14 protein-coding genes are annotated in these 12774 nt (G+C 71.2%); 7 read left to right on the top strand and 7 right to left on the bottom strand.

What is annotated here, in order from left to right:
* Positions 1–88 precede the first annotated feature (88 nt).
* Positions 89–445, top strand: coding sequence for a YkvA family protein (locus tag ABZ749_RS04100; protein WP_112582466.1), 357 nt, complete (start codon positions 89–91; stop codon positions 443–445).
* Between the two features lie 73 nt (positions 446–518).
* Positions 519–1889 (top strand): cystathionine beta-synthase, encoded by a 1371-nt coding sequence (locus ABZ749_RS04095; RefSeq protein WP_355005636.1) that lies wholly within the window; start codon positions 519–521, stop codon positions 1887–1889.
* Between the two features lie 137 nt (positions 1890–2026).
* On the opposite strand, the gene ABZ749_RS04090 is transcribed toward ABZ749_RS04095, so the two are convergent.
* The 5 genes from ABZ749_RS04090 to ABZ749_RS04070 all read right to left on the bottom strand — a co-directional run bounded on the left by ABZ749_RS04090 (position 2027) and on the right by ABZ749_RS04070 (position 5135).
* Complete coding sequence (locus ABZ749_RS04090; RefSeq protein WP_357222529.1) at positions 2027–2536, bottom strand: GNAT family N-acetyltransferase; 510 nt, start codon at positions 2534–2536, stop codon at positions 2027–2029.
* A complete protein-coding gene (locus ABZ749_RS04085; RefSeq protein WP_357222527.1) occupies positions 2533–3462 on the bottom strand; it encodes a ribonuclease Z in 930 nt (309 codons plus the stop codon). The genes ABZ749_RS04090 and ABZ749_RS04085 overlap by 4 nt, the downstream gene beginning before the upstream one ends.
* Positions 3463–3813: 351 nt before the next feature.
* Entirely contained in the window at positions 3814–3987 is a 174-nt protein-coding gene (locus ABZ749_RS04080) for a hypothetical protein (protein WP_357222525.1), read from the bottom strand.
* Positions 3974–4636 (bottom strand): peptide-methionine (S)-S-oxide reductase MsrA, encoded by a 663-nt coding sequence (msrA, locus tag ABZ749_RS04075; protein WP_355005633.1) that lies wholly within the window; start codon positions 4634–4636, stop codon positions 3974–3976. The genes ABZ749_RS04080 and msrA overlap by 14 nt, the downstream gene beginning before the upstream one ends.
* Before the next feature lie 76 nt (positions 4637–4712).
* On the bottom strand, positions 4713–5135 hold the full coding sequence (locus ABZ749_RS04070) for an HIT family protein (RefSeq protein WP_357222522.1): 423 nt from the start codon (positions 5133–5135) through the stop codon (positions 4713–4715).
* A gap of 141 nt (positions 5136–5276) precedes the next feature.
* Here ABZ749_RS04070 and ABZ749_RS04065 point away from each other — a divergent pair, with 141 nt between their 5' ends.
* The 4 genes from ABZ749_RS04065 to ilvA all read left to right on the top strand — a co-directional run bounded on the left by ABZ749_RS04065 (position 5277) and on the right by ilvA (position 10280).
* A complete protein-coding gene (locus ABZ749_RS04065; protein WP_357222520.1) occupies positions 5277–6326 on the top strand; it encodes a hypothetical protein in 1050 nt (349 codons plus the stop codon).
* Between the two features lie 99 nt (positions 6327–6425).
* Entirely contained in the window at positions 6426–7568 is a 1143-nt protein-coding gene (locus tag ABZ749_RS04060; protein WP_355005630.1) for a cystathionine gamma-synthase, read from the top strand.
* A gap of 13 nt (positions 7569–7581) precedes the next feature.
* Positions 7582–8991 (top strand): amidase family protein, encoded by a 1410-nt coding sequence (locus ABZ749_RS04055; protein WP_357222518.1) that lies wholly within the window; start codon positions 7582–7584, stop codon positions 8989–8991.
* A 68-nt stretch (positions 8992–9059) separates the two neighbouring features.
* Positions 9060–10280, top strand: a complete 1221-nt coding sequence (gene ilvA / locus ABZ749_RS04050; protein WP_357196763.1) for a threonine ammonia-lyase — start codon at positions 9060–9062, stop codon at positions 10278–10280.
* Between the two features lie 97 nt (positions 10281–10377).
* Here the strand turns inward: ilvA and greA are convergent, their stop codons facing one another.
* Both greA and ABZ749_RS04040 read right to left on the bottom strand, forming a co-directional pair.
* Positions 10378–10875: a transcription elongation factor GreA gene (gene greA, locus ABZ749_RS04045; protein WP_357196766.1), complete on the bottom strand. Its 498-nt coding sequence runs from the start codon at positions 10873–10875 to the stop codon at positions 10378–10380.
* A gap of 156 nt (positions 10876–11031) precedes the next feature.
* On the bottom strand, positions 11032–11472 hold the full coding sequence (locus ABZ749_RS04040) for a DUF4307 domain-containing protein (RefSeq protein WP_357196770.1): 441 nt from the start codon (positions 11470–11472) through the stop codon (positions 11032–11034).
* Between the two features lie 203 nt (positions 11473–11675).
* Here ABZ749_RS04040 and mca point away from each other — a divergent pair, with 203 nt between their 5' ends.
* Complete coding sequence (gene mca / locus ABZ749_RS04035) at positions 11676–12557, top strand: mycothiol conjugate amidase Mca (RefSeq protein ID WP_357222516.1); 882 nt, start codon at positions 11676–11678, stop codon at positions 12555–12557.
* Positions 12558–12774 lie beyond the last annotated feature (217 nt).

Raw genomic sequence — 12774 nt, 5'->3', positions numbered from 1 at the left:
GAAACCGACGCGACGGGGTACCTGGGTTCCAGAGGCCGGCCGACTTGCGCCGACCCGCCACGCTGATCCGGCGGAGAGGAGCGCGACGATGGGTAAGACACTGAAGCGCAGCGCGGCGTTCACGGCCCTGGCGCGGGCCCTGGCGGCCGGGGCGCGCAACGGGCCGTCGATCGGCACGCGGTTGGCAGCGCTGCCCCGGATGATCAGGGCCACCACAAAGGGGGAGTACGACGGCGGCCTTCGGCTGGCCCTGATGACCGCGGCGACGGCGTACATCGTCTCGCCGATCGACCTGCTCCCGGAGATCCCGCTGGCGATCTTCGGGCTGGCCGACGACGCGGTGATGGTCACCTGGTTGGCTGGCAGCGTGCTCGCCGAGACCGACCGGTTCCTCGAGTGGGAGGCCCGCCGTAGCTCGGTCATCCCCGGGGGGTTGGTGCCCTGACGACACGTACGCTGGGCGGTGAGCAATCGTCTTCCCGGTCGCCCACCGCCGGCGCCGCAACGAAGGGCACACCGTGCAGTACTACGACAACGTCGTCGACATGATCGGAAACACCCCGCTGGTGCGTCTGCGTAACGTCACCGAGGGCATCCAGGCCACAGTGTTGGCCAAGGTGGAGTACGTCAACCCGGGCGGCTCGGTGAAGGACCGGATCGCGCTGCGGATGGTGGAGGACGCCGAGGCCGCCGGCCTGCTCAAGCCCGGTGGCACCATCGTCGAGCCGACCAGCGGCAACACCGGTGTCGGGTTGGCCCTGGTGGCCCAGCTCAAGGGCTACAAGTGCGTCTTCGTCTGCCCCGACAAGGTCAGCCAGGACAAGCAGGACGTGCTCCGGGCGTACGGCGCCGAGGTGGTGGTCTGCCCGACCGCCGTAGCGCCGGAGGACCCGCGCTCGTACTACAACGTCTCGGACCGGCTGACCCGGGAGATCCCCGGCGCCTGGAAGCCCAACCAGTACAGCAACCCGGCCAACCCGCGCTCGCACTACGAGACGACCGGTCCGGAGCTGTGGAAGCAGACCGACGGCGAACTCACCCACTTCGTGACCGGCGTCGGCACCGGCGGCACCATCTCCGGCATCGGCCGCTACCTCAAGGAGGCGTCCGAGGGTCGGGTGCGCGTCATCGGGGCCGACCCGGAGGGCTCTGTCTACTCCGGGGGCACCGGCCGTCCGTACCTGGTGGAGGGCGTCGGCGAGGACTTCTGGCCGGAGACGTACGACCGGGGTGTCGCCGACGAGATCGTGGAGGTCTCCGACAAGGCGTCCTTCGAGATGACCCGGCGACTGGCCCGCGAGGAGGGGCTGCTGGTCGGCGGTTCCTGCGGCATGGCGGTGGTCGCTGCTCTGGAGGTCGCCCGCCGGGCCGGTCCGGACGACGTGGTGGTGGTGCTGCTGCCCGACGGCGGCCGCGGCTACCTCTCCAAGATCTTCAACGACTCGTGGATGGCCCGGTACGGCTTCCTCGACAACTCGGGCGCAGAGCCGACGGTGGCCGACGCGCTGGCCAGCAAGCCGGGCGGCCTGCCCGAGCTGGTGCACGTGCACCCGACCGAGACCGTCCGCGACGCGATCGACTACATGCGCGAGTACGGCGTCTCGCAGCTGCCGGTGCTCAAGGCCGAGCCGCCGGTGGTGACCGGTGAGGTCGCCGGCTCGATCGCCGAGCGGGACCTGCTCGACGCGCTGTTCACCGGCCAGGCCCACCTGCACGACACGATCGAGCGGCACATGGGCGACCCGCTGCCGATGATCGGCGGTGGTCAGCCGGTGAGCGAGGCGGTGGGCATGTTGGAGAAGTCCGACGCCGCGCTGGTCCTCGTCGACGGCAAGCCCAAGGGCGTCCTGACCCGCCAAGACCTCCTGTCCCACCTGGGAGCCCACTAACCCCCGCGCCCCCCCCGCCCCCGCCCCCCGCCTCGTCGATCTTGCACTTACTGTCGCCCGAACGCGGCTCTTGTCAGGTTTTGTCCCGACAGGAAGTGCAAGATCGGCGCGGGTTGGGTGGGGTGGGGTGGGGTGGGTTAGAGGGGGCGGGTGTAGCGGATCTGGGGCGTTAGGGCGTTGCCTATGTGTTCCGCGCGCTCGGCGCCGGTGGGGGTCCAGCCGCCGCGTTCGTAGAAGGAACGGGCGTGGGCGTTGTCCCGTAGCACCCAGAGCACGGCACGCCGCCAGCCCTGCGCCCGCATGGCATCCAGGGCGTCCACCATCAGGGTGCGGCCGACGCCACGGCCCTGCTCGGCAGGGTCGAGGTGGATCGCGTTGAGCAGCCCGGTGGCGGGGTCGTCCTCGTCGTCCGGGCCCAGGTGGCTGAACCCGACCAGCGCCCCGGCCCGCTCGGCCACTGTCATCCGGTGGGTGTCCCGCTCCCAGATCCACCGCTCGACCCAGTACCGCCCCATCGCCTCCGGTGTCGGGTCGGCCAGTGCCTCGGCCGGCACGAAGGCGGAGTACGCGGCGACCCGGGAGCGCTGGTGCAGGGCACCCACCGCCATCAGGTCGCCTTCGGTCGCGGGGCGGAGCGTGACGGTCACCCGGCCGAGGCTACCCGGCGGGGCGGAACCTGCACCGTGGTCAGATCCTCGGCGATGATCAACTCGCCGTCGAAGTGCGCGCGCGCCTCGTCGTGAAACCGGCGTGGGTCGGGATAGCGCTGGGAGAAGTGGGTGAGTACGAGCCGGCGTACCCCGGACTCGGTCGCCACCCGGGCGGCCTGCGCCGCGGTCAGGTGGCCGACCTCGGCGGCGAGCGCGGCCTCCGACTCCAGGAACGTCGACTCGATGACCAGCAGGTCGGCGTGCTCGGCGAGGGCGTACACCCCGTCGCAGAGGCCGGTGTCCATCACGAACGCGAACCGCTGCCCCGGCCGGGGCACGCCCACGTCGGCCCGGGTGACGCGGCGCCCGTCGAGGTCCAGGTGCCCGACGCGGATCAGCTCGCCGACGGCCGGCCCGGCGATGCCGTACGCGGCCAGCTTCTCCGGCAGCATCCGGTGCCCGTCCGGCTCGACCAGCCGGTAACCGTACGTCTCGATGGGGTGCCGGAGCCGGCGTGCCTCCAGCGTGCCGCAGCGCAGGGCGATCCGCTGCCCGTCCGCCTCGATGGGCTCGACCCGCAGCTCGGCGGTCTCGTAGAACGAGGTGGCGTACCGCAGCCGGGCGAAGTATTCGGCACCGCCGGCGGGGAAGTGCACAGCGACCGGGTGGGCCACCCGGTCCAGGGAGAGCCGCTGGATGGTGCCGGGCAGGCCCAGGCAGTGGTCGCCGTGGAAGTGGGTGACGCAGATCCGGGTCAGGTCGGTGGCGGTGACGGTGGTGTGCAGGAGCTGGCGCTGGCTGCCCTCACCCGGGTCGAAGAGGATCACCTCGTCGTCCCAACGCAACACGTACCCGTTGTGGTTGCGCTGACGGGTCGGCGCCTGGCTGGCCGTCCCCAGCACCACCAGCTCGCGCATGGACATCGCCACTCCCGCGGATATGGAGCGACCCCCGGGGCGCTCCGCGCATGTGCGCGGGCCGGCTGGACTTGGCCGGCACCCCGGGGGTCGGGTGGCTGTCGTGGATTCGCCGCACCGCTGCCACACGGTCTCGACGATGGTGCTTTTGCCCGCCTCGCGGCAGACCGATCACTGTCGAGGACAGCGGCTAGCTGACAGCCACCTCACGAGTCCGATTGCTATACAAGTCTGGACCACCTCCTTTCACGTGTACGGCCACGTTATCGAGTTCTCGTCGGGCTCGGCAACGGATTTCGATCACAGGGCCGAACGGGAATGCCCGGACACCTCCGGGGGCGGCCGAACGGCGGTGGCTCAGGTGGCGGAGGTCGGGTCGGCGTACCCCATCGCCCTCATCTTCGCCGCGGTGAAGACGACCAGGATCTCGTCGCCCGACCCGCTGCGAAACGGGTTGGAGCCGCACAGCTGTCGGGGCGCGGCGAGCGCCGCACCCCGACAGAATGGTGCGTCGTGGTCAGCCGCCGACACGGGCCACGCCGACCGGACAGCTCAGCCCGTTCGGGCCGTGGTTGCAGTACCCGTTCGGGTTCTTGGTCGGCGCGAGGTACTGCTGGTGGTAGTCCTCGGCGAAGTAGTAGCTGCCGAGCGGGGCGATCTCAGTGGTGATCGCACCCTTGCCGGCCCGCGTCACGATCGGCTGGAACGCGTCGCGGGACGACTCAGCGATGGTCCGCTGCTCGTCGGTGGTCGTGTAGATGGCCGAGCGGTACTGGGTGCCCACGTCGTTGCCCTGGCGCATGCCCTGGGTCGGGTCGTGGTTCTCCCAGAAGACCTTCAGCAGATCCTCATAGTTGATCTTGCTGGGGTCGTACACCACCTGGACGACCTCGGCGTGCCCGGTCCGGCCGGAACACGTCTCCTCGTACGTCGGGTTCTTGGTGATGCCACCCGCGTAGCCGGCGGAGGTGGTGTAGACGCCGGGCAGCGTCCAGAACAGCCGCTCGGCACCCCAGAAACAGCCCATGCCGAAGACCGCGACCTGGAGGCCCTCAGGGAACGGGCCCTGCAACGGCGTGCCCAGCACCTCGTGGCGGTCGGCGACCGGCATGGCGATCGGACGGCCCGGCAGGGCCTGGTCGGGCGAGACCATATCGGCGTTCATACGGCGCAAAAACACGGTGGGGATCTCCTCTCGTACCTCTCCCAGCGTGTAACACCGGAGGGTCCAGCTTCCTTACCCGCGTGACCGTCAGTCAGGCCCCGTCGGGCAGTGCTGCCGCGATCCGGTCCGCGTACGTCTGGGCTTCGGTGTCGTCGTCGTACCTCGTGCGCGGCCAGAAGAAGCCCCGCAACCCGTCGCCCTTGGTGCGCGGGACCACGTGGGTGTGCAGGTGGGGCACCGATTGGGACACCTTGTTGTTCATCGCCACGAACGTCCCACCGGCGCCGAGGGCGGTCTCCACCGCCACCGCCAGCCGCTGAACCATGGCGAAGTAGGCGGGCAGCAGATCGGCCGGCAACTCCGCCAGGGTCACCAGGTGCGGCCGGGGCACCACCAGGACATGCCCCTTGAACACCGGCCGGGTGTCCAGGAACGCCACCCCGTCCGGGGTGTCGGCCACCCGGAACGCCGGCACCTCGCCCGTCACGATCCCGCAGAACACGCAACCGCTCATCGGGCCAGGCTATGCCGGCGGCCTCGCGGGTCACGGCGCCCCCCACGCCTGAACCGGCTGTGGTAGTCATCTGCGTGAATGAATGAGCGCGGGGTGATCCCGGCCGTCGGCGTCCGCGTCGACGCTCTGAGAGGACGAAGCTTGCAGATCAGAAGAGGTCTCACCCTGGCGCTGGCGGCGCTGACCGCCGGGCTGCTCACCGGCGCGGCCCCGGGCCATGCCCAGGCGGCCGCCGCGCAGACCGCCACCCCACTGCCGCTGAACACGGTGGCCGACGTGGTGTCGGCCGGTGACCGGGTCTTCGTCAGCGGTGGCAGCTCCGCCACCGATGTCGTGGTGACCAGCGCGACAGGCACTGTGCTCGGCACGCTGTCGGGCCTGCCCGGCCCCACCGAGCTGATGCTCAGCGCCGACCGGCGGACCCTCTACGTGGCGCTGCCCACCGCCAACGCCATCGCCGCCTTCGACACCGGCTCGCTGGTCGAGTCGGCCCGGTACGACACCGGCGCGGGCGAGTGCCCGTCGTCGCTGGCATTGACCGGCCGGTACCTGTGGTTCGGCTACGGCTGTGGCCAGGGGGACGGCAACATCGGCCGGATCGACCTGGGACGCCAGCCGGCCCGGGTGGCCACGGGGGTGGCCGTCGGCCAGTACTTCTACGGCGCTCCGCTGCTCGCTGCCGCCAGCCAGAACCGCTCGGTGCTGCTGGTCGGGCAGCCGGGGTTGAGCCCCGCTTCGGTGTACGCGTACGACATCGGTGTCGGAGGCGCACTGAGCACACCCAGGACCAACGCCTTCAGCGCGGTCGGCAGCAACCTCCGTGACGTCGCCCTCGACCCGACCGGCACCACCCTCTACACGGCCGCCGGTTCACCGCCCCTGGTGCAGGCGTTCCCGTTCACCGAGATCGCCACGCCCAGCGCGACGTACGCCACCGGCCCGTACCCGCGCGCCGTCGAGCTGTCGCGTCTCGGCACCCGGATCGCCGCCGGTGCCCACGCCTACTACGCCCCGGACGTCTTCGTCTTCGCCCTGGACGGCACCGAACTGGCCCGCTACGAGCTGGGTGATGAGCTCCCAGCCGGAGGACTGGCCTGGTCGCCGAACGGAGCCCGGGTCTACGCGGTCAGCTGGGACTGGACCGGAGCCCGTCCGGCGATGCTGCACGTGCTGCCGGTCCCGGCCGGCTGACGGGATCGCCCTGGCGCGGGGCCGGGCCGGAAGGTCCGGCCCTCACCGGGAGCGCGGGTTCCGTTCCAGCCCTCGGGACGGGGCACTAGCCTCACCAGAATGAGTCACGGCTTCGAGACGCTCGCCATCCACGCCGGTCAGGACCCCGAGGCCCGCACCGGCGCGGTGATACCACCGATCTACCAGACCAGCACGTACGCCCAGGACGCCGTCGGCGCACCTCGCCTCGGCTACGAGTACAGCCGCTCCGGCAACCCGACCCGTGACGCGCTCCAGGAGTGCCTGGCGGCGCTGGAGGGCGGGCCGGTCGGTCTCGCCTTCGCCAGCGGCCTCGCGGCGGAGGACACCCTGCTGCGGGCCGTGTGCCAGCCCGGTGACCACGTGGTGATCCCGGACGACGCGTACGGCGGCACGTACCGGCTCTTCGCCCGGGTCGCGCAGCGCTGGGGCCTGGAGTTCAGCCCGGCCAAGGTCTCCGACCCGGACGCGGTCCGGGCGGCGGTGCAGCCCGGCCGCACGAAGATCGTCTGGGTGGAGACGCCGACCAACCCGCTGCTCGGCATCGCCGACATCGCCGCCCTGGCCGCCGTGGCACACGACGCGGGCGCCCTGCTGGTGGTGGACAACACCTTCGCCTCGCCGTACCTCCAGCAGCCGATCGCCTTCGGCGCGGACGTGGTGGTGCACTCGACCACCAAGTACGTCGGCGGGCACTCCGACGTGGTCGGTGGCGCCCTCGTCGTCGCCGACGCCGGGCTCGGCGAGGAGTTGCGCTACCACCAGAACGCGATGGGCGCGATCAACGGGCCGTTCGACGCCTGGCTCACCCTGCGCGGCATCAAGACCCTCGGGGTACGCATGGATCGGCACTGCGACAACGCCGAGCGGCTCGCCGCGTACCTCGACGGTCACGCCAAGGTCGCCCAGGTGCTCTATCCGGGGCTGCCCTCGCACCCCGGTCACGAGGTGGCCGCCAAGCAGATGCGCCGGTTCGGCGGCATGATCTCGTTCCGCGCCGCCGGTGGTGAGGACCACGCCGTCGAGATCTGCAACCGGGCCAAGCTCTTCGTGCTCGCCGAGTCGCTGGGTGGTGTGGAATCCCTGATCGAGCACCCGGGTCGGATGACACACGCAAGTGCTGCCGGCTCGCCGCTTGAAGTTCCCGGCGATCTCGTGCGACTGTCTGTCGGCATCGAGACGGTCGACGACCTACTCGCCGATCTGGAGCAGGCGCTGGGCTGACCGCTGGGGAAGGATGGCCGTGCAGGACATCATGGCGACCTGGGTCGGAGCGACCGCCAAGCAGATCGCCCGGGGCGTACGTCGAGGTGACGTCTCGGCGACCCAGGTCGTCGCCGACCACCTCGAGTACATCTCCCGAGCCGACCGTGAGCTGGCCGCGTTCCGCGCCGTTCGCGGCGGTGCGGCGATCACCGAGGCGGAGAAGGTCGACGAGCAGGAGGACCTGGCCAACCTGCCGCTGGCCGGGGTTCCGGTGGCGGTCAAGGAGAATACCCCGGTCGCCGGCCTGCCCACCTGGAACGGGTCGGCGGCCGCCCGCACCGACGTGGCGGAGGCCGACCACGAGGTGGTGCGTCGGCTGCGCGGCGCCGGCGCGGTGATCCTCGGCGTGACCCGAATGCCGGAGCTGGGGCTGTGGGCGCTCACCGACGACGACAGCGCGGTGACCCGTAACCCGTGGGACAGCACGCGTACCCCCGGTGGGTCCTCCGGTGGTGCCGCCGCCGCGGTCGCGGCCGGGCTGGTGCCGATGGCGCACGGGAACGACGGTCTCGGCTCGATCCGGATTCCGGCGGCCTGCTGCGGACTCGTCGGGCTCAAGCCGGGTCGGGGCGTGGTGCCCTGCCAGCTCGGGGCGGACGACTGGTTCGGCCTCACCGAGCACGGCATGTTGACCAGCACGGTCGCCGACGCGGCGGTCGGCTTCTCGGTGCTCGCCGGCCGGCGTCCCGAGAAGCTGGTCCCCCCGCAGCGGCTGCGGGTGGGTGTCTCGCTGCGCTCCCCGGTGCGTGGTGTCGCACCGGACGCGCCCAACCGGGACGCGGTCGCCGCCGCCGGTCGGCTCCTCGCCGCCGCCGGGCACGACACCGTGCCGGCCGATCCGGTCTACCCGACCGCGCTCGGCCTGCAGGGCATCGCCACCTGGTTCGCCGCTGCCGCGACCGACGTCCGGGCCTCCGGTCTGGACCGGCGGGGGCTGCAACGGCGTACCCGGCGACACGTCGCGCTCGGCGAGTGGGCGCAGCGTCGCGGCTACGTGCGGGAGGCGGACCGGGCCGCCTGGCGGCAACGGTCGGTCGACTTCTTCACCGATCACTCGGTCGACCTGCTCCTCACCCCGGCGCTGGCCAGCGCGCCACCGGAGGCGGCCCGCTGGTCGGAGCGGTCCTGGCGGGCGAACATGACAGCCAACATCCGGTACGCGCCGTACGCCGCACCCTGGAACATCGCCGGCCTGCCGGCGGTCGTCGTGCCGGTCGGACGCCGCCCCGACGGTCTGCCGGTCGCCGTGCAGCTGGTCGGTCCGCCCGGCTCGGAGCTGCTGCTGCTCGGTGTGGCAGGGCAGTTCGAGATGGCCGCCCCGTGGACGCGCCACGCCCCCGGTTATCCCCGCGTCGAAACGGGGTCGACGGCCACCGCGTGATCGTCTCCCGCACGCCTCGCACCGGTGTCGCCGCAGGGTGCCCCGGGGGCGAATGGCACGATCGGGGCATGACGGAACTGGTCGGTCTCGACGACGTGCGGGCCGCACGGGAGTTGCTCGCTGGCGTCACCCGCACCACCCCACTCGAGCCCTCCCGGCCGCTCAGCGCGGCGCTGGGCGGGCCGACGTGGCTCAAGTGCGAGAACGTGCAGCGCGCCGGCTCGTACAAGGTGCGGGGCGCGTACGTGCGGATCTCCCGGTTGTCGGCCGCGGAGCGGGAGCGCGGGGTGGTCGCGGCGAGCGCGGGCAACCACGCGCAGGGCGTAGCTCTCGCCGCCGGCCTGGTCGGCACGCACGCCACCGTCTTCATGCCGGTCAACGCGCCGCTGCCGAAGGTGGCCGCCACGAAGGGGTACGGCGCGCAGGTCGAGTTGGCCGGGAACACGGTCGACGAGTCGCTGGTCGCGGCGCACACGTACGCCGAGCGCACCGGCGCGGTGCTGATCCACCCGTTCGACCACCCTGATGTGATCGCCGGGCAGGGCACTGTGGCGCTGGAGATCCTCGAACAGTGCCCGGAGGTGAAGACGATCATCACCGGGGTGGGTGGCGGCGGTCTGATCTCGGGCATGGCGGTGGCCGCCAAGGCGTTGCGCCCGGACGTCCGGATCATCGGCGTGCAGGCGGCCGGGGCGGCGGCGTTCCCGCCCTCACTGGTGGCCGGGGAACCGGTCCGGCTGCCCATCTTCTCCACCATCGCCGACGGCATCGCGGTCGGCCGGCCGGGCGAGATCACCTTCAATCACGTGCGCAAGCTGGTCGACGAGATCGTCACGGTCTCCGAGGAGGACATCTCCCGGGCCCTGCTGATGCTGCTGGAGCGGGGCAAGCAGGTGGTCGAGCCGGCCGGTGCGGTCGGTGTGGCCGCGCTGCTGGCCGGTGTGGTCGAGGTGGAGACGCCGGTGGTCGCGGTGCTCTCCGGCGGCAACATCGACCCGCTGCTGATGATGCGGGTGATCGAGCACGGGTTGGCCGCGGCGGGCCGCTACCTGCGGGTGACAGTGCGCTGTTCGGATCGGCCGGGGCAGCTCGCGTCGCTGCTCAGCCAGATCGCCGAGCACCGGGCCAACGTGGTGGACGTGGAACACCAGCGGGCCAACCCGCACCTCAGCCTCGGCGAGGTGGAGGTGGCGCTGTCGGTGGAGACCCGTGGTGTCGAGCATTCGGACACCCTGATCAGCGCCCTGCGGGCCAGCGGCTACCAGGTGGTCTTCGCGGCCGAGGCGTGACACCTGTGGGTGTCACGCCTCGGATGCGCGGTGTGTCGGCAGCGGGGTGCCGGCGTCGGTCGACCCGGTCGGAAGCGGGTGACGCGATCGGCGACGGTCAGCCGGAGAACGGCTCGAAGCTGACCACCGTCACCTTGATGTCGGCGCCGCTGGGGGCCGTGTAGGTGCAGGTCTGCCCGGCGCGGCCGCCCAGGATCGCCTTGCCCAGCGCGGACTCGGGGCTGTAGACGGTCAGGTCGGTGGTGGCGGCGATCTCCCGGGAACCGAGCAGGAAGGTCTCGGTGTCGTTCGTGTCGTCGTCGAAGTAGATCGTCACCACCATGCCGGGCGACACCGCGTCCGCCGTCGGCGCCGCGCCGACCTTCGCGGTGCGCAGCAGCTCCTGGAGGTAGCGGATGCGGCCCTCGGCCTTGCCCTGCTCCTCGCGGGCGGCGTGGTAGCCGCCGTTCTCCTTCAGGTCGCCCTCTTCGCGCCGAGCGTTGATCTCGGCTGCGATCACCGGGCGGTTGGCGATGTGCTCGTCGAGCTCGGCCTGGAGGCGGTCGTACGCGTCCTGGGACAGCCAGGTGGCGGGCGCCTCGTTGCCAGTGGACACAGGCGTTCTCCTCAGTTGTGCGTGGCTGGCTGACAGGTGAACTACCAAGTTACCAGTGCGGTACGACACAGCGTGTCGGCCATCACCGCCGGTGTCCGGATCACACACCGGGCGTGAACGCCCCGGCGGCCCCACTTTTGGTGCTGTTTGGGCAGCTCAGGACGGTGCTCGGCAGCGCAGGACCTCACCGATGAACGGCCGCGCGGTGGTCGTCAGGCGGTGCCGGGTCGTGACGTGCCGATCCCCGGGGTCGGCGGTGACGGTGACTTCTTCGCGGCCGACCTCGGCGCCGGCACGGTCCCGGGCACGCAGCACGCAGACCGCTGATCCACCGGACGGGACCGTCACCCGAAAATCGACAAGCACCTGCTTGTCCGTGATGTCGGTGTAGGTGATCACCTGGGCGTCGTAGACCGGGTCGCCGTACTGGCGGTAGAGCCGGACCGAGATCACGGTCAGCGTCGCTACGAGCGCGAACAGTGCCAGCGCGGCCATCAGCGTACGGCGGCGCTTTCCGCCCGGTGCCCGACGGCGGCCGTAGCGCCCGGCCGGGAATACCGGCGCGCCTGGTGAAATTGTGGCGTGCGTCTCGGTCACCGGCGGGTATCTCCTGGCGTTGTTGTCGGCGGCATCGGCAAGAATGACAGAGCCCCATCCTCCCACCCGGTCCAGCGGCAGGAATGGCAGGTCATGCCCGGCGCTGGTGGCCGGTGACAGGGTGCGGTGAAGAAAGATCCCGGCAGGTCAGCCGGTCGAGCCCGGTCGGGTCCACCGTCCGGCACAGACGAGGAGCGCCGAAGTTGGCAGAGCAACTGCGTCTCATGGCCGTGCACGCGCACCCGGACGACGAGTCGAGCAAGGGCGCGGCGACGACGGCGAAATATGTCGCTCAGGGGGTGGACGTCCTGGTCGTGACGTGCACCGGTGGCGAGCGCGGGAGCGTGCTCAACCCCAAGCTCGACCGACCCGACGTGTGGGCGAACATCGGCGAGATCCGGCGTGCCGAGATGGACGCCGCACGGGCGATCCTCGGCGTCGACCAGGCCTGGCTGGGCTTCGTCGACTCGGGTCTGCCCGAGGGCGATCCGCTGCCGCCGCTGCCCGAGGGCTGTTTCGCCCTCCAGGACGTCGAGGTCGCCGCGGGCCCGCTGGTGCGGTTGATGCGCGAGTTCCGTCCGCACGTGGTGACCACGTACGACGAGGAGGGTGGCTACCCGCACCCGGACCACATCATGTGCCACAAGGTGAGCGTGGCCGCGTTCGAGGCCGCCGGTGACCCGGAGCGCTACCCGGAGCTGGGCACGCCCTGGCAGCCACTGAAGCTCTACTACGACATCGGCTTCTCCAAGGGCAAGATCATGGCCTTGCACGAGGGCATGCTCGCCGCCGGTCTGGAGTCGCCCTACGAGGAGTGGCTCAAGCGGTGGGAGGACCGCCCCGACAAGGGCCCGCGGATCACCACCCGGGTCGAGTGCGCCGAATACTTCCCGGTCCGCGATGACGCGCTGCGCGCCCACGCCACCCAGGTCGACCCGGACGGCTTCTGGTTCCACGTCCCGATGGAGCTCCAGCGGCGCGCCTGGCCGACCGAGGATTACGAGCTGGCGCGCTCGATGGTCGACAGCCCGCTGCCAGAGTCCGATCTCTTCGCCGGGGTGCGGGAGACGGCGCACGCGCGCTGATTCCCGGCAGGGCTACCCTGGTTACCAACCGCACATCGGAGGAACGCCATGCTGACCGCTGCCCAGGTGCTCGCGGAGAACAACTTCGGGGACACCCGCACGGGTGGTCTGGCCGGGCCGATGGGCCTCTTCCTCATCCTGCTGCTGGCCACCGCGACCATTCTGCTGATCCGCAACATGAACGCTCGGCTGCGCCGTCTGCCGGAGCGTTTCCCCA

The organism is Micromonospora sp. NPDC047753 (genome assembly GCF_040642735.1).
GTDB lineage: Bacteria > Actinomycetota > Actinomycetes > Mycobacteriales > Micromonosporaceae > Micromonospora.
This window is presented reverse-complemented; position numbering and strand designations above follow the sequence as displayed.